The sequence below is a fragment of the Luteibacter sp. genome (assembly GCF_051958795.1).
Lineage (GTDB): Bacteria > Pseudomonadota > Gammaproteobacteria > Xanthomonadales > Rhodanobacteraceae > Luteibacter.
In genome coordinates, this window is record NZ_JBQCFT010000222.1 from 1 (window position 1) to 15,980 (window position 15,980).

Annotated in this window: 13 protein-coding genes; 11 read left to right on the top strand and 2 right to left on the bottom strand. The window is 67.5% G+C overall.

Translation table 11 applies throughout. From position 1 onward, the window contains the following. Positions 1-91: 91 nt before the first annotated feature. Positions 92-742 (bottom strand): hypothetical protein, encoded by a 651-nt coding sequence (locus ACTHLF_RS11190; RefSeq protein WP_440327420.1) that lies wholly within the window; start codon positions 740-742, stop codon positions 92-94. Positions 743-806: 64 nt separating this feature from the next. Next, positions 807-3,383, bottom strand: coding sequence for a penicillin-binding protein 1A (locus tag ACTHLF_RS11195; protein WP_440327421.1), 2,577 nt, complete (start codon positions 3,381-3,383; stop codon positions 807-809). 235 nt (positions 3,384-3,618) lie between these two features. Between ACTHLF_RS11195 and ACTHLF_RS11200 the strand changes: the two genes are divergently transcribed. The 11 genes from ACTHLF_RS11200 to ACTHLF_RS11250 all read left to right on the top strand — a co-directional run bounded on the left by ACTHLF_RS11200 (position 3,619) and on the right by ACTHLF_RS11250 (position 15,963). Beyond that, positions 3,619-4,677: a pilus assembly protein PilM gene (locus ACTHLF_RS11200; protein ID WP_440327422.1), complete on the top strand. Its 1,059-nt coding sequence runs from the start codon at positions 3,619-3,621 to the stop codon at positions 4,675-4,677. Continuing rightward, positions 4,677-5,426 (top strand): PilN domain-containing protein, encoded by a 750-nt coding sequence (locus ACTHLF_RS11205; RefSeq protein ID WP_440327423.1) that lies wholly within the window; start codon positions 4,677-4,679, stop codon positions 5,424-5,426. Before ACTHLF_RS11200 ends, ACTHLF_RS11205 begins: the two co-directional genes overlap by 1 nt. Beyond that, complete coding sequence (locus tag ACTHLF_RS11210; RefSeq protein WP_440327424.1) at positions 5,423-6,073, top strand: type 4a pilus biogenesis protein PilO; 651 nt, start codon at positions 5,423-5,425, stop codon at positions 6,071-6,073. Before ACTHLF_RS11205 ends, ACTHLF_RS11210 begins: the two co-directional genes overlap by 4 nt. Then, a complete protein-coding gene (locus tag ACTHLF_RS11215; protein ID WP_440327425.1) occupies positions 6,070-6,597 on the top strand; it encodes a pilus assembly protein PilP in 528 nt (175 codons plus the stop codon). The genes ACTHLF_RS11210 and ACTHLF_RS11215 overlap by 4 nt, the downstream gene beginning before the upstream one ends. A gap of 19 nt (positions 6,598-6,616) precedes the next feature. Next, positions 6,617-8,851, top strand: coding sequence for a type IV pilus secretin PilQ (pilQ, locus tag ACTHLF_RS11220; protein ID WP_440327426.1), 2,235 nt, complete (start codon positions 6,617-6,619; stop codon positions 8,849-8,851). Positions 8,852-8,988: 137 nt separating this feature from the next. Continuing rightward, positions 8,989-9,984 carry an AAA family ATPase gene (locus ACTHLF_RS11225; RefSeq protein ID WP_440327427.1) on the top strand — a complete coding sequence of 332 codons (996 nt, stop codon included), beginning with the start codon at positions 8,989-8,991 and terminating at the stop codon, positions 9,982-9,984. Next, positions 9,981-10,901 carry a DUF58 domain-containing protein gene (locus ACTHLF_RS11230; protein WP_440327428.1) on the top strand — a complete coding sequence of 307 codons (921 nt, stop codon included), beginning with the start codon at positions 9,981-9,983 and terminating at the stop codon, positions 10,899-10,901. Before ACTHLF_RS11225 ends, ACTHLF_RS11230 begins: the two co-directional genes overlap by 4 nt. Then, positions 10,901-11,398 (top strand): DUF4381 family protein, encoded by a 498-nt coding sequence (locus ACTHLF_RS11235; RefSeq protein WP_440327429.1) that lies wholly within the window; start codon positions 10,901-10,903, stop codon positions 11,396-11,398. The genes ACTHLF_RS11230 and ACTHLF_RS11235 overlap by 1 nt, the downstream gene beginning before the upstream one ends. Beyond that, positions 11,385-12,371 (top strand): VWA domain-containing protein, encoded by a 987-nt coding sequence (locus ACTHLF_RS11240; protein WP_440327430.1) that lies wholly within the window; start codon positions 11,385-11,387, stop codon positions 12,369-12,371. Before ACTHLF_RS11235 ends, ACTHLF_RS11240 begins: the two co-directional genes overlap by 14 nt. Then, on the top strand, positions 12,368-14,266 hold the full coding sequence (locus ACTHLF_RS11245) for a tetratricopeptide repeat protein (protein ID WP_440327431.1): 1,899 nt from the start codon (positions 12,368-12,370) through the stop codon (positions 14,264-14,266). The genes ACTHLF_RS11240 and ACTHLF_RS11245 overlap by 4 nt, the downstream gene beginning before the upstream one ends. Continuing rightward, on the top strand, positions 14,263-15,963 hold the full coding sequence (locus ACTHLF_RS11250) for a BatD family protein (RefSeq protein ID WP_440327432.1): 1,701 nt from the start codon (positions 14,263-14,265) through the stop codon (positions 15,961-15,963). The genes ACTHLF_RS11245 and ACTHLF_RS11250 overlap by 4 nt, the downstream gene beginning before the upstream one ends. The last annotated feature ends 17 nt before the right edge of the window (positions 15,964-15,980 follow it).

Genomic DNA, 15,980 nt, shown 5'->3' on the forward strand with positions numbered 1-15,980 from the left:
ATACGGTCTTCGGCAAGCACCCATCGCGCGCAAGCGCGCTCCCACAGAATCGAGGCCTGGACTGAGTCAGGCCATGGCCCGCTGGTCAGGCTTACGCGTTGAACGCCGCGATGTCTTCTTCAGCGAGCAGTTCCTGCACCATGGCTCGCGTGGCGCGGCGCATGGGGCGTTCGTCCACGCGGTCCAGTGGCGCCTGGCGTAGCGCGTCCAGGGGAAGCACCGTGATGTCGAAGGGAATGCCGTCCGCACCGAACAGCAGCACCGTGTGCTCGCTCTGGTCGCTGTTCGACCAGCGCAGGCGGCGGGTCTGGGTTTCGAGGGGGATGCCCTGTTCCTGCAGGAACAGCCCCGGCGCTTCGGGATCATCGCTGTAGATGTGCAGGCACACGGCGGAATGTTCATCGGCGGTGCCTTCCAGCACAGCGCCGACCAGCCGTGAATCGAATGCGCGGAGGAAGCGCATGGCTTCCACCGCGGCTTCGCGGCGTGCACGCAATGCCTGCGGCTGGGTGTCGCCGTGGAAGATGCGCTGGTGTTCGCGCAGAGCGTCCTCGATTTCCTGGTTACGCGGCAGGGCCTGGGTGTCGACAATACCGAGCCGCTCGGCGGCTTTCAGTTTCGCGTGGTGGAAGTCACGAATCCCATGCTCGCTCATCAGGCGCGCCGCCTCCTGTGCGACCAGGACGCGGTTGCGCTGCGTCCTGTCCTGCGCATGGATCCTGTGATGTTCGCCTCGTGCCATGACTCACCCCCGTATGGTGATAAAGAGTTGCCAATGGACGCACGGCGTGCCGCCGTGCCGCGCGTCAGAAGATGTCGTAGGCGTGGTCCTGCTGCTCCTCCTGCTGTTTCTGCTGTGCCTGTTCGCGGAGGCGATCGACGTCCTCCACCTTCATGATCTCATTCATGCCGCCGGGTGACGGGAGGCCCGATGCCGGGTCGATCTGCACAGTGGCGATGCCCGGGGGCATGGCCATGGCGTGTGAAGGCTTGTCCTTCAAAACAGCGCCCATGTAATCCATCCAGATCGGCAGGGCGGCCTTGGCGCCGAACTCGCCGCGGCCCAGCGAGCTGAAGTCGTCGAAGCCGACCCACACCGCGGTCGAAACGTCGCCGTTGAAGCCAACGAACCATGCATCGCGGTGGTCGTTGGTCGAGCCGGTCTTGCCCGCGATGTCGTCGCGACCGAGTGCGCGCGCCGCAGAGCCGGTGCCGCGCTTCACCACGTCCTGCATGAGCGACGTCACGAGATAGTCATTGCGCACATCGATGACGTGCGGAGCCAGCTTGGGCGCCTGCGATGTGTTGTCGTGCGAGTCCGCGGGCAATACCGCATCGCCGGTAGCCGCAAGGCCCGCGGTGGCGGAGGTCGCCGGTTTCGCCGGGATGGAGGCGGTGCTGGGCTGGTTCGGCGGACCGGGCGGCGTCGGGTTGAGCAGCCGCTCCTGGCAATCCGCGCAGGCGCGTTCCGGGTTCGCAACGTACACCGGGTTGCCATCGCGATCGTCGATGCGCGAGATGAAGTAAGGCGTGACCAGATAACCGCCGTTGGCGAACACTGCGTAGCCGCGCGCCATGCTCATGGGCGAGACCGAGGCCGTGCCGAGGGCAAGCGAGAGGTTCTGCGGGAGCGCATCCGGGGTGAAGCCGAAGCGGGTCATGTAATCGCGCGCGTAACGAACACCGATCGCATCGAGCAGGCGCACCGACACGAGGTTCTTCGACTGCACGAGCGCCTCACGCAGACGCATCGGCCCGCTGAACTTGCCGTCATCGTTCGACGGGGTCCACACACCATCAGGGCGGCTCGGATCCGGGAATGCCACCGGCGCGTCATTGACGATCGAGGCGGGCGTGAAGCCGCGTTCGAACGCCGCCGAATAGAGATACGGTTTGAAGCTGGAGCCGGGCTGGCGCGCGGCCATGACGGCGCGGTTGAACTTGGAGCGCGCGAAGCTGAAGCCGCCGACCAGTGCGCGCACGGCGCCGTCTTCAGGGTCGACGGAAACGAGTGCAGCCTGCACCGCCGGGATCTGCGTCAGGCGCCAGAGCCCCTTGTTGGACTCCGGCTTGGCCTCGGTGGTGGTGGCCGCCATGTCGGAGGCCTTCGCGTCCTCGGAGATATCGTCCTTCTCGCTGCGGATCAGGCGGACCACATCGCCACGCTTGAGCACGGCATCGACGCGGGTGGGCGCGGCGCCGGCACGGCCTTCGTTGACGTAGGGGCGCGCCCAGGTGATCGATTCCAGGCTCAGCGTCGCCGATTCCTTCGCATTGACGTACACCGTGGCCTCCTTGGCACCGGTCGCCGTGACGATGGCTGGCATCATGCCTGCGACCGGCGTGTAGCCGGCGAGAACGCGATCGAAATCCTCCGGGCCCGCGCCGGCCGGGAGCTCTTCGTGGCCCTCGGGTCCGCGGTAGCCGTGGCGGCGGTCGTACGCCGAGAGGCGGCCGCGCAGTGCATCGTTCGCCGCCGCCTGGCTTTCGCTGGGGACGGTGGTGTGCACGACGTAACCTTCGGTCAGGGCGTCGTTGCCGAGCTTCTCAAGGGTCTGCTGGCGCACCATTTCGGCAAGGTAGGGCGCATCGACCTCGATCTGCTGCTCGTGCGGATATGCGTCGTTCGGCTCCTTGACCGCCTCGTCGTGCTCGGCCTGCGTGATGAACCGGTTGGCCAGCATCTGGCCAAGGACCCAGTCACGACGGGCGATCATCCGCTTGGGGTTGTTGAGCGGGTTGACCACCGACGGCAGCTGGAACGTCGAGGCGATGGTGGCGCACTGGGCCACGGTGAGCTGGTCGAGGGTCTTGCCGTAGTAATACGAGGCTGCGGCAGCGACGCCATAGGCGCGATGGCCGAGGAACATCTTGTTGAGGTAGAGCTCGAGGATCTGGTCCTTGCTGAGCTCGTTCTCCATGCGCAGCGCGATGAACATTTCCGTCAGTTTCCGCGAATACAGCTTCTCGGGACTGAGGAAGAAGTTGCGCGCCACCTGCTGGGTGATGGTGGAGCCGCCGGGCCCCTTGTCGCCGCCGGAAACGATCACGTGGATGCCTGCGCGGGCGATGCCGTGCCAGTCGACGCCGGGGTGGCTATAGAAATCGCCATCTTCTGCCGATAAGACAGCATTCTTGAGGCGTGCCGGCACGTCAGCGATCCGCACGGGGATGCGTCGGGTCTCGCCGAAGGATGCGATCAGCTTGCCGTCAGCGCTCAGCACGCGTAGGGGAACCTGCATATGGTAGTCACGCAAGACCGCCACGGAAGGCAGGCGTGGGGCCAGCAGCCAGTAGGCGACGCCAATGGCGCCCGCCACGAAAAGGATGCCAGCCAGGGTCAGGTACAGCGCAATACGCAGCAGACGCTTGAGGATTCGCATGAAGGGGAGGGGTCACCGCCATCTGGGTCGAGCGGGAGTATAGAGCCTAGCCACCCCCGGGAAGGGGTCAGCGGGGTTCGACCCGGTCTGAAGGGGGGACGCTAACCCAGCGTCAGGATTTGTGAATTAGTGCCGGTAAGGGCCGCGGAGGGCCGTTGCTTATCCGTTAAGTTTTAGATCTAATGCCTTCGCGCCGAAGACCAAATTCCGACAAGGCGCGGGGAAGGGGGACACAGTGGGGCTCTTTACACCCAAGGCGGCGCCGTTGATCGGTGTCGACATCAGTTCGACCGCAGTAAAGCTGCTGCAGCTCAGTGAGGCAGGTGGGCGCTATCGCGTCGAGCACTATGCCGTTGAGCCGTTGCCGCCCAATGCCGTCGTCGAAAAGAACATCGTCGAGGTCGAGGCCGTCGGCGAGGCCATCCGTCGCGCCCTGGCACGCTCCGGCGCCAAGGTGAAGCACGCCGCGGCGGCAGTCGCGGGGTCGGCGGTTATTACCCGGATCATACCCATGTCGGCCGACCTCTCCGAGGACGACCTCGAGGGCCAGATCCAGGTAGAGGCCAACCAGTACATTCCATACCCGATCGAGGAAGTTAGCCTCGACTTCGAGGTACTGGGGCCCGTTCGCGACAACCCGGAGATGAACAACATCCTCCTGGCCGCGTCGCGCACCGAGAACGTCGACATGCGCATCGCCGCGCTCGACCTGGGCGGCCTGACCGCCCGTGTGGTCGACGTCGAGGCTTTCGCGATGGAGAACGCCTTTGCCATGGTCGCCGACCAGCTCGCGGTCTCCCGCGACGCCCTGGTGGCAGTCGTGGACATCGGCGCCACCATGACGACGCTCGCCGTCCTCAAGAACCAGCGGACCATCTACTCGCGCGAGCAGGTCTTCGGCGGCAAACAGCTGACCGACGAGATCATGCGCCGCTACGGGCTCTCCTATGAGGAAGCCGGAAGGGCCAAGCGCAAGGGCGGCCTGCCGGAATCCTATGAGATGGAGGCCCTGGAGCCGTTCAAGGAGTCCCTGGTCCAGCAGGTCAGTCGCCTGCTCCAGTTCTTCTTCGCCGGCAGCGAATACAGCCGCGTCGACCAGGTGGTCCTGGCCGGTGGCTGCGCTGCGATCGAAGGCATCACGGAGATCCTCGAGCAGCAGCTTGGCGTGCCCTGCGTGGTCGCCAACCCGCTGGCTCGCATGTCCCTGTCCAGCCGGGTCCAGGCGCAGACGCTTGCCCAGGATGCCCCCGCGCTGATGATCGCCGTCGGCCTGGCCATGCGGAGCTTCGACTGATGGCACGGATCAACCTACTTCCCTGGCGCGCCGAGCGCCGCAAGCAGCGGGAACGCGAGTTCTACATGCAGCTGGGTGTCGCCTTCGCGGCGGCCCTGGTCGTCCTGATCGGCTGGTCCTACTGGATGGGCGCCCGCATCGATAACCAGGGCGAGCGCAATACGTACCTGCAGGGCGAGATCCAGCAGCTCGACAACCGCATCGCCAAGATCAAGGACCTGGAGAAGGTCCGCGCCGGCCTCCTGCAGCGCAAGCAGATCATCGAGCAGTTGCAGGCGAACCGTTCGCAGATGGTCCACCTGTTCGACGAACTCGTGAAGACGATCCCGGCAAGCGCTCGCCTGGGTTCCATGAAGCAATCCGGCGATTCGATGTCGCTGGATGGCGTCGCCCAGTCCAACTCCAGCGTGGCCGAGTACATGCGCAACATCGAGGCCTCGCCCTGGATGGGTCATGCGGATCTCCGCAAGACGGAAAACACCCACGACGACTCGCGCATGCCGTACTCGTTCGGCCTGGACGTGAAACTGAACACGCCTAGCGCAGATGCACCTGCGTCGTCGGCGACGGTGGCGACACCGCCGGTCGGCACGGGCGCGGCGCCTGCCGTTCCCGCACCGCTGGCCCAGGCTGCCACGGCCGTCACGGGCGCACCGGCCGCTGCGGCAACAGCGCACAACGCTACCGCTCCGGCCGCCGCGGCGACTCCGGCGACCTCCGCAGCCGCACCGGCAGGAGCCAAGCCATGAGTTTCTTCGACGAACTGCGCAATCTTGATCGCAACAACGTCGGCGGCTGGCCGAAGTCGGTCAAGATGTTCTTCACCGGCCTGGTCTTCGTGGTCGTGGTCGCGGCGGGCTGGTATTTCGAGATCAGCTCGCAGCAGGATGAACTGGCCAGTGCCGAGGCGAAGGAAGAATCGCTGAAGGGCGAGTTTTCGCAGAAGCAGGCCAAGTCCGCGAACCTTGAAGCGCTGGAACAGCAGCTTGCAGAGATGCAGGACATGCTCCGCCAGCTGCTCCGCCAGTTGCCCAGCAAGACCGAAATGCCCGAACTGCTCGTGGATATCTCGCAGACGGCACTGGCCGCCGGCCTGGAATCCGACCTGTTCCAGCCGGGCCCGGAAACACCCAAGGACTTCTACGCCGAGAAGCCGATCACGCTCCGCATGGTGGGTACCTACCACCAGTTCGGTACGTTCATCAGCGGCGTGGCATCGCTTCCGCGCGTGGTGATCCTGACGCTGCACGACGTGTCCCTGAAGCCGAAGGACACAACCAAGGGCAGCAACTCGGGACAGCTCGTCCTGCAGGGCACCGTGAAGACATACCGCTACCTCGAGGATGACGAGGCCGCGGCACAGCAGAACAACAATCCGGCAGGGGGTGCCAAGTGACCAGCGCCCGTCACATCCACCTCCGCCTCGCGGCCGCCAGCCTCGCCATCGTCGCGCTGGCCGGTTGCACGCGCGGGCAATCCGACCTGCGCGACTGGGTCGACGCCGAGAAGCACAAGAAGGGCGAGCCGATCCCACCGTTGCCGGTGATCCGCACCTTCGAAACGTTTGCGTACCAGGACCAGACCGCCCGTGATCCGTTCAGCCCGAGCACGGCTGAAATGGAGAACAGCGCAGGCAGCGGGCCCCGTCCGGACGAGAACCGTCCGAAGGAGCCGCTGGAAATGTTCTCGCTGGATACGTTGAAGATGGTTGGCACGGTCGGTGCGGGACCCAGCCTGGAGGCCCTCGTGAAGGACCCGGGCGGGGTGATCCATCGGGTGCATCGCAATGAGTACATGGGGCAGTCGTACGGCCGCGTCACGGCCGTGGGGGAAGACCGCATCGATCTGGTCGAACTGGTGTCGAACGGCACCGGCGGCTGGATGGAGCGTCCGGCAAGCATCGCGGTCGGCGACAAATAAGAACTCGGGGATGAAGCACATGACGACCAATTCCACTCATCTGCCGGGTAGCGCGCGCCATCGCACGCGGCGCTGGACCCTCGCGGTCGCGCTGGTCGCGGCCTGGGGGTTTGCCGGCAGCGCGGCGGCCGAAACGGCGCTCAAGAACGTCACCTACGATGCGCAGCCTGGCGGCCGCGTCGAGCTGACACTCGCCTTCTCGGGCCACGCGCCGGAGCCGAAGGTCTTCACGACCACGAATCCACCGCGCATCGCCATTGACCTGCCGGACACCACCAACGCGTTCTCGACGCGCCACCTGGACGTCGGCAAGGGTTCGCCCTCCGGTGTCTCGGTGGTCTCTGCCGGTGGGCGCACCCGCGTCACGGTTGAGCTCTTCCGCGACTCGGCCTACAAGACCCGTGTCGACGGCAACAACCTGATAGTCACCGTTAACAACGGCCCGACGGGCGCGACGACCACCACGGCGATCGCGTCCGACCCGACCAAGGCGCTTCCGTCCAGTGCGGGTACGCCACTCTCCAACATCGACTTCCGCCGCGGCGACACAGGCCAGGGGCGAGTCATCGTCACCCTTGGCAACGAGAACACCACGCCGGAAATGCGTCGCGAAAGCGACCGCGTCGTCGTCAGCTTCACCGGCGCAACGCTCCCGGCCAAGCTTGCCCAGCGCCTCGACGTGCTCGACTTCGCCACGCCGGTGCAGTCGATCCAGTCGTCGTCGGTTCCGGGCGGAACCCGCATGGAGATCAAGACCCGGGGTGATACCGAGGTCTCGGCCTACCAGAGCGGCACCGAGTACGTCATCGAAGTGGCTCCCAAGAAGGCCGCCCCGCTGACCGGCAAGGCCGCGAAGGGTCAGGAACCGACCTATGCGGGCACGCGCCTGACCTTCAACTTCCAGGACATCCCGGTCCGCTCGGCCCTCCAGCTCATCGCGGACGAAGCCAAGCTCAACCTGGTGGCTTCGGACAGCGTGGGTGGCAGCGTCACGCTCCGCCTGGTAAACACGCCGTGGGACCAGGCGCTGGATGTGATCCTGCGTGCTAAGGGTCTGGACAAGCGCCGCAGCGGCAACGTCATCTGGATCGCTCCGCAGGCGGAACTGGCCACCTACGAGCAGAGCCTCGCCGATGCGCGCCAGAAGGCGGAAGATAATGCCGAGCTCGTCGCGGACTACATCCCGATCAGCTATGGCAAGGCCGAAGACATCGCCAAGCTGCTGACCCAGGGCAGCCTGACCGGCGGCGGTGGGAGCTCGGGCGGCAACAGCACCCGTGGCTTCCTCTCTTCGCGCGGCAGCGTCTCGTTCGATGAGCGCACCAACACCCTGCTGATCAACGATACGCCTGAGAAGATCCGCGACCTGCGAGAGCTGATCGGCACGCTCGATCGCCCGGTGCAGCAGGTGCTGATCGAGTCGCGCATCGTGGTGGCCACGGATACGTTTACCCGTGACCTCGGCGTCCGCTGGGGTGTGCAGGCGAACCGGACCAACCCGAGCGGCCAGGTGATCAGCACCACGCCGGACCTGAGCAGCGGCACGGCGCCGAACCAGGGCGCGGCTGGCCTCGCCACGCAGATCTGGAACGCGAACCATCCGCTGAGTGGCACGCCGACGCCGACCACGATCACCTATCCGGGTGGCTACAACGTCAACCTGCCGGTCTCGAACCCGGCCGGCAGCCTCGGCCTCGCGATCCTCGGCTCGAACTACCTGGTCGACCTGGAACTCTCGGCCGCGCAGACCGAAGGCCGCAGCGAAGTGATCTCCAGTCCGCGCGTCATCACGGCCAACCAGCAGGAAGCCGTGATCAAGCAGGGTACCGAGATCGGCTACGTCACCTACCAGGCGTCCAGCTCGGGTGGTGGCGCGCAGAACGCCACGGTGCAGTTCAAGGACGCCGTGCTCGAGCTGCGCGTGACCCCGACGATTACCGCCGACAGCCGCGTGTACCTGAAGATCAACGTGAAGAAGGACGCCCTCGCCGGCAACACGCCGTCGCCGGGTGGTGGCTTCGTCCCGTCGATCGATACCCGCGAGATCAACACCTCGGTGCTCGTGGATAACGGCCAGACCGTGGTCCTCGGCGGCATCTACGAGATCACCAAGGCCAACACGACGAAGAAGGTCCCTGGCCTCGGCGACATCCCGGGTATCGGCGTCCTCTTCCGCAATACCTCGCGCCAGAACGACAAGGCTGAGCTGCTGATCTTCGTGACGCCGCGCATCCTCAGCAACACGCTGCAGTAACGGAAAATCGCTTTCCGGCAGTACCCAGGGGCGGCCTCGACGGGCCGCCCCTTTTTTTGGCCCCGACTTCCGGCCCTAAACTTTATGGCGTCGCTGTGGTCTCATCGGGCCTGTCGTCCGCTTTCCGAGCCACCGCCATGCCCGAGACCCAGCCCGTCGCCACGACGCCCCTACAGGAGGCCTTCGTCCGCCTGCGCGAGGAATTGTCCCGCGGCATCATCGGCCAGCCCCATCTTGTGGAATGCCTGCTGATTGCCCTGTTGGCCGATGGCCACCTGCTCGTGGAAGGCGCCCCGGGCCTGGCGAAGACCACGGCGATCAAGGCGCTCGCGACCCGCGTGGAGGCTGACTTCCACCGCGTCCAGTTCACCCCCGACCTCCTGCCCGCCGACCTGACCGGTACGGACATTTTCCGTCCGCAGACCGGCACGTTCGAGTTCGAGCGCGGCCCGATGTTCCACAACATCGTGCTCGCCGATGAGATCAATCGCGCGCCGGCCAAGGTGCAGTCGGCCCTGCTCGAAGCCATGGCGGAGCGCCAGATCACGATCGGCCGCCGGACCTGGCCGCTGCCCGAGCTGTTCATGGTCATGGCCACCCAGAACCCGATCGAGCAGGAGGGCACCTTCGCGTTGCCGGAAGCCCAGCTCGATCGCTTCCTGATGCACGTCACCATCGGTTACCCCGATGCGGACGCCGAGCTCGCCATCCTCCGGCTGGCCCGCGAGCAGGCGCGGGAATCGATGCACCCCGCGCCGCCGCCCGCACACATGCTGCGGCCCGCCGATGTGTTTGCGGCGCGCGACGCCGTGCTCGCCGTCCATATGGCGGCGCCGCTCGAGCTCTACATCACGCAGCTGGTCGTCGCTACGCGCGAGGCGGGGCGCTACGGCCCGGAGCTGGCTCGCTGGATCGCCTGGGGCGCCAGCCCGCGTGCCACCATCGCGCTCGACCGCTGCGCCCGCGCGCACGCCTGGCTGGCCGGGCGCGACTACGCGCTGCCCGAGGATGTCCATGCCATCGCGCACGAGGTGCTCCGCCACCGCGTGCTGCCCAGCTACGAGGCCGAGGCAGAAGGTGTGCGGGTCGACACGGTGATTGACCGCTTGCTGGACCTCGTGCCGCTGCCGTGAGCGCCGTTCCTGTCGTCGCCGATCCCCGCGTAAACGTCGCGCTGCCCGAGCTGCTCGCGCTGCGGTCTCGGGTCACGCGTGCCGCGCCGCCGCCCCTGGTGTCTCGGGCGCCACGCAGTGGCCAGCGCCCGGGTCGGCTGCATGGCCGTGGCATGGATTACGCGGAATCGCGGGTCTACCAGGCCGGCGATGATGTCCGCCGCATGGACTGGCGGTTGACTGCCCGCAGTGGTGTCGCACACACGAAGCTGTTCCAGGAAGAGCGCGAGGGCCGCCTGCTGGTCCTGCTGGATACCAATGCGAGCATGCGTTTCGGTACGCGGGCGCGCTTCAAATCCGTACAGGCCGCGCGGGTCGCTGCCACGGCCGCGTGGTACGCGATCCGCGGCGGCGATCGCGTGGGTGTGCTCGCGTTTGGCGGCTCGCGGCACCTGCTACGGCCCCAGGGCGGCCCGCGTGGTGCGCTGGGCGTATGTGGCGCGCTTGCGACATGGGACGCGATGCCAGCCGGCGCCGACGAAAGCCTTTCCGCGGCGCTGCAGCGCGCTGGGCGCCTCATGCACGGAGCGTCGCGCGTGCTGCTCATCAGCGATGGCTTTGCCGTGGACGAGGCGGCTTATGGCCGCATGCTCGGCCTGGTGAACAAGGCCGAGGTCCGCATCATCACCGTGGCCGACCCGCTCGAAATGGCCGAGCCCCCGGCAGGCCGCTACCCGTTCGCGCACCGCGGCGTGCACTACGACCTCGCCCTGCATGGTGAACGCCAGCGTGCGGAATTCGCCCACACCCTGGGCGCGGGCCGCGCGCGCCTTGGACAGCTCGCGAGCCAGTTGGGCCTGCGCCAGCGCACGCTGGATACGTCGGCTGATCCGCTCGATGCCGTCATCGACCTGCTCGGCGCGGCGAGGAAGCGTTGATGCCCCCGCAGGAACCCCAGCTTCGTGATATCCACGTGCCGCACGTGTCGTGGTGGCCGCTGGCACCGGGCTGGTGGGTGTTGGCCGCGCTGGTGGTCCTCGCGCTGCTGGTCGTGGCATGGCTTTGGCGTCGCCGTGCGCGGCGCAGGCAATTCATCGATGTCGTGCTCGCCGACCTGCATGACGCACGCGCGCGCCATGCATCGGATGGCGACAGCGCGGCATTCGCCGCGACCGCGCACGCACTGCTTCGCCGCGTGGCGCGCACGCGCGATCCGCACTCCGTCACTTCGTCCGCGAATGCATGGCATGACGCATTGGCTGGCTTGGCGCCATCCCGTGATGTTTCGCGTCTCGTGGCGCTGGGCGACATGATCTATCAACCGCGCGCGGCGCTGGACGTGGATGCCGTGCACAAGGACGTCGAGGGCTGGGTGCGCGACGTGCTCTCCCGCCGTGCGCGGCATACCAGGGGGAGGGCATATGTCGCTTCCTGAGTTCGCGTGGCCGTGGCTGTTCCTGGCCTTGCCGCTGCCGTGGATCCTGCGCCGCGTGCTCCGGCCCGTGCGGCCAGGGCAGGCATTGAGCCTGCCGCAGCCAGGGATCACGCTGATGCAGGCGTCGGCGAACCGTGCATCGTTCGCCGTGTCCGCGCTCATGTTGTTCGCGTGGGCCTGCCTGGTGACCGCTGCCGCGCGTCCGCAGCACCTGGGTCCGCCCGAGCCGCAGAAGCGGAGTGGCCGCGCGACGATGCTTGCCGTGGATCTTTCCGGAAGCATGTCACTCGATGACATGACCCTCGCCGGCCGCCAGGTCACGCGTTTCGCCGCGGTCGAGGCCATCGCCGGCGACTTCATCGATCGCCGGGCCGGCGACGAGCTGGGCCTCATCCTGTTCGGGTCGCAGGCCTACCTGGTCACGCCGCTTACCTACGACCTCGATGCGGTGCGTGCCCAGTTGCACGACGCGGTGGTAGGCCTGCCGGGGCGCGAGACCGCCATCGGCGATTCGATCGCGGTTGCCGTCAAGCGCCTCGCCGACCTGCCGCAGCAAGCCCGCGTACTCGTTCTGCTGACCGATGGCGTTAACAACGCCGGGGCCATCGCGCCGCGCGAGGCCGCACGTGCCGCGAAGGCCGCTGGCGTGCGCGTGTACACCATTGGCATTGGCGCGACGGCCATGCGCGTACCTGACTTCTTCGGCTCGCGCATCGAGAACCCTTCGGCGGATCTCGATGTCGGCATGTTGACCGATATCGCGAACCAGACGGGTGGTCGGTTCTTCCGCGCGACTGACACCGAGGAGCTGGCGAAGGCCTATCGCCAGATCGACGAGCTCGAACCCGTGCCGCGCCAGGGCGCATCGCTCCGGCCGCGCGACGAGTTGTTCCGTTGGCCGCTCCTTGCCGGCGTGGTCCTGCTCGTCATCGCGCTGCTCCCGCGCTGGTTGCCGGCGAGGGCCGCGGCATGAGCACCATCCTCGGTCCATTCCATTTCCTCCAGCCGCACTGGTTGTGGTTGCTGCTGCTCGTGCCGCTCCTCGCATGGGCCATGCTGCGGCGTTCGCCCGAAGTGCGCGTGCTCTCGCGCCTGGCCGACCCGGCCTTGTTGCCGTACCTGCTGGACGGCACGCCACGCGCATCACGCTGGCCCGCGTGGGCCGCCGTGTCGGCGGCCGTGCTTGCGATCCTTGCGCTGGCCGGCCCGACGTGGAGCCACAGCAACGAGCAACTCTTCAGTGAGCGCGCCGCGCAGGTCGTGGTCGTTTCGATGTCACCACGCATGCTCGCGCGCGATGTCGTCCCCGACCGCCTCAGCCGCGCACGCTACAAAGTGCGAGAACTCTACGCGGCGAATGGCGACGGCATGAACGCCCTCATCGCCTATACCGGCGAGGCCTTCACCGTGGCCCCGCTGACCACCGACGCGCACAGCGTGGATGACCTGCTCGCGGCGCTGGCGCCCGATACGATGCCGGTCGGTGGCGACGATGCCGGCAAGGCGATCGACCAGGCCGTGGAACTCATCCGACATGCGGACGTACGCGGCGGCTCGATCGTCGTGGTGGCTGATCGCGTGGACGCGGGCGCACAGGCTGCCGCGCGGCGCGCCGTCGCCGCGGGCGATCGCGTATCCGTGCTGGGCATCGGTACGCCACGCGGCGGGCCGATCACCACCGGCGACGGCCAGTTCCTGAAGGATGAGCAGGGTGCGATCGTGATGGCACCGCGCGACGACGCATCGTTGCGCGCGCTCGCGGCTGCTGGCTCGGGTACCTTCGCCGTCGCGTCGGATGATCGGGCGGACATCACGGCGATGGCATCGGCCCTGCGCGACGCCGGAAAGGTCAAGGCGGAAGATGGCGCGAGTACCGCCCGTTGGGAAGATCGCGGTCCGTGGTTCCTCCTGCCCTTGTTGCCGCTGGTCGCGCTGGGCTTCCGGCGTGGCTGGCTGCTGGTGCTCGTCCTCGCGGTGCTGCCGGTTGCGCCGTCGCACGCGGCATCGCCGACGAACGTTTTCCGCACGCGCGACCAGCAGGCCGCCGCGGCGCTGGCAAAGGGCGATGCGAAGCAGGCGCAGGCTCTTGCCAGCAGCAACGGCCTGAAGGGTGCGGCCGCGTTTCGCGCGGGTGACTTCGCCGCTGCGGAGGCCTCGTTGCGCAACACGCACGACAGCGATGGCCAGTACAACCTGGGCAATGCGCTCGCGAAACAGCGGCAGTACGACGAGGCGATCGCAGCCTACGATCGCGCGCTGAAGGCGAACCCGGCGAACGCGGATGCGGCGGCGAATCGCAAGGCGATCGAGGACTTCCTGAAGCAGCAGCAAGAGCAGAAGAAGGACGACAACGGCGCGAAGGGCCAGAACAAGGGCAAGCCGGACAACAAGCCGGGGAACCAGGGCCAGAACCAGCAGGGCCAGCAAGGGCAGCAGGGCCAGCAGGATGATGCGTCGAAGGGCCAGCAGGGCGGGCAATCCTCCGGCGGCCAGGACCAGGCTGCATCGCAGCCGCCCGCGCAGGGCCAGGCGGGCGAGGGCGAGGGCAAGGACAAGGGTACCGATGCGGGCAAGGCGCAGCCGCCGCAGGGCGATGCGAACGGCAAGTCGGCCGCCGATCGTGCTGAAGCCGAGCAGGCGCAGCAGGCGCTGAAGCAGAAAATGGATGCGGCGCTCGCGGGTCAGGAGCAAGCGGACAAGGGCGAACAGCACGACCTCGGCCAGTTGTCCGAATCCGAGGCCTCGTCGAAACTGCCCGCCGATGTCCGCCGCCAGCTGATGCGTGTACCGGATGACCCGGGCGCCCTGCTGCGCAGCAAGTTCATGCTCGAATACCAGCGCCGCCATGGCGCTGTCCCGGAGGAATGATGATGCGCCATGCATGGCTGGCCCTTGCGCTTTCACTGGTCGTCGCCGTTGCGCATGCGCAGGCGGCCGCACCCGTGGCATCGCTCGATCGCGCGCGCGTGGGCAGCGGTGAAACGGTCACGCTCAATATCGAGGTGGGCGAGGATGAGTTGGGTAACCCCGACCTCTCGCCGCTGGGCGCGGATTTCATTGTGCTCGGCACATCGACCAACCACACGCTGAGCATCACCAACGGAAGGCGCGAGGCCCACACGATCCTCGGCATCGCGCTGCGTCCGAAGCGCGAAGGGCAGCTCACCGTGCCCGCGCTGACGATCGACGGCCAGGCCACCCAGCCGCTCGCGCTTACCGTCGAAGCTGCCGGTAGCGCGCCCGCTGACGCGGCGAACCGGCCCGTCGTGCTCGAGGGCAAGGTCGAGCCGTCCGCGGGGTATGTCGGCCAACAGTTCGATTACACGCTGCGCCTGTATTTCGCGGTGAACCTCGCCGACGGCCAGCTCGGCGACCCTTCCGCCGAAGGCGCGGAAATCCGCCGCATCGGTTCGGACGCTAACTACCAGAGCACGCGCGGCGGCCGGCGATTCAACGTCGTCGAGCGTCACTACGCCATCATCCCGCAGCATCCGGGTGCGCTCGAGATCAAGGCGCCCGGTTTCCAGGGAACGGCCGTCGATCCCACTGACGTCAACTCCTTTTTCGGTGCGGGGCAGCCGGTGAGCGCGGTCGCGGAGCCAGAGCACGTCGAAGTGCGCGCGCGACCGGCTGGCGCGCCGGATGGCGCGTGGTTGCCCGCGCGCAGCCTCACGCTCTCGCTCGATGGCTTCCCCGCCGACGGCAAGGCGCGGGTGGGCCAGCCGATCACCCTGAACATGCGCATGGATGCGATCGGCCTGCCGTTCGAAGCATTGCCGGCGTTGTCATTGCCGAAACTCGACGGCGCCGATGTCTACCCCGACAAGGCGGTGACCGGCAGCAGCACCAGCGGCCCCTGGATCACCGGCCGTCGCCAGCAGGGCTTCGCGGTGGTGCCTACGCGTCAGGGCACGCTGCACATCCCCGAAACCACGCTGCACTGGTGGAACGTGGCGACCGACAAGGCGCAGACCGCGACGATCCCGGCCCGCGATATCGAGGTCGCCGCCGGGGCGGCGGGCGCCACGAACACACCGCCGGCAATCGCAGCTACTCCCGCTGCACCAGCCGCGGCGACCTCGGCCGCCGCGACGCAGGCGCCAGCGCCGGTCGCCGCCACGGGATCCCCGTGGGCATGGCTTGCCGCGGTGGCCGTCCTTTTGTGGCTGCTCACGCTTGCCGCATGGTTTTTCTGGGCGCGTCGACATGGGCGGCCGCCGCTGGTGGATGCACCGCGCATGTCGCCGGCCGAATCGCAACGACCGGGGCCCGCGCGTGAGCATTTTCTCAAGACTGCGGCTGGCGACGACCTCGTTTCGACGGAGCGCGCGCTCCTCGCGTGGGCACGTTCCGCGCGCCCGGACATCCGTAGCATCGGTGACCTCGCGCTGGCCCTCCAGCCGGGCCGTCAGCGCGAAGTACTCGGGTTGTTCCAGCGTGCTCGTTTCGGCCAGGGGACCATCGACCCCGTGATGCTCCGGGACGCTTTCGCCAGCGGCTTCGACTGGGCGCACGTGGCAGGGCCCGGGGACGGGGGCGGCCTGCCCCCGCTCTATCCGCGCTAGGCGCCGCCGAGCGCGGC

What these genes read in the sequence shown, in the direction of transcription:
- ACTHLF_RS11190 (WP_440327420.1), bottom strand. Translation starts at nt 742, where the DNA reads ATGGCACGAGGCGAACATCACAGGATCCATGCGCAGGACAGGACGCAG.
- ACTHLF_RS11195 (WP_440327421.1), bottom strand. Translation starts at nt 3,383, where the DNA reads ATGCGAATCCTCAAGCGTCTGCTGCGTATTGCGCTGTACCTGACCCTG.
- ACTHLF_RS11205 (WP_440327423.1), top strand. Translation starts at nt 4,677, where the DNA reads ATGGCACGGATCAACCTACTTCCCTGGCGCGCCGAGCGCCGCAAGCAG.
- ACTHLF_RS11210 (WP_440327424.1), top strand. Translation starts at nt 5,423, where the DNA reads ATGAGTTTCTTCGACGAACTGCGCAATCTTGATCGCAACAACGTCGGC.
- pilQ (WP_440327426.1), top strand. Translation starts at nt 6,617, where the DNA reads ATGACGACCAATTCCACTCATCTGCCGGGTAGCGCGCGCCATCGCACG.
- ACTHLF_RS11225 (WP_440327427.1), top strand. Translation starts at nt 8,989, where the DNA reads ATGCCCGAGACCCAGCCCGTCGCCACGACGCCCCTACAGGAGGCCTTC.
- ACTHLF_RS11235 (WP_440327429.1), top strand. Translation starts at nt 10,901, where the DNA reads ATGCCCCCGCAGGAACCCCAGCTTCGTGATATCCACGTGCCGCACGTG.
- ACTHLF_RS11240 (WP_440327430.1), top strand. Translation starts at nt 11,385, where the DNA reads ATGTCGCTTCCTGAGTTCGCGTGGCCGTGGCTGTTCCTGGCCTTGCCG.
- ACTHLF_RS11245 (WP_440327431.1), top strand. Translation starts at nt 12,368, where the DNA reads ATGAGCACCATCCTCGGTCCATTCCATTTCCTCCAGCCGCACTGGTTG.
- ACTHLF_RS11250 (WP_440327432.1), top strand. Translation starts at nt 14,263, where the DNA reads ATGATGATGCGCCATGCATGGCTGGCCCTTGCGCTTTCACTGGTCGTC.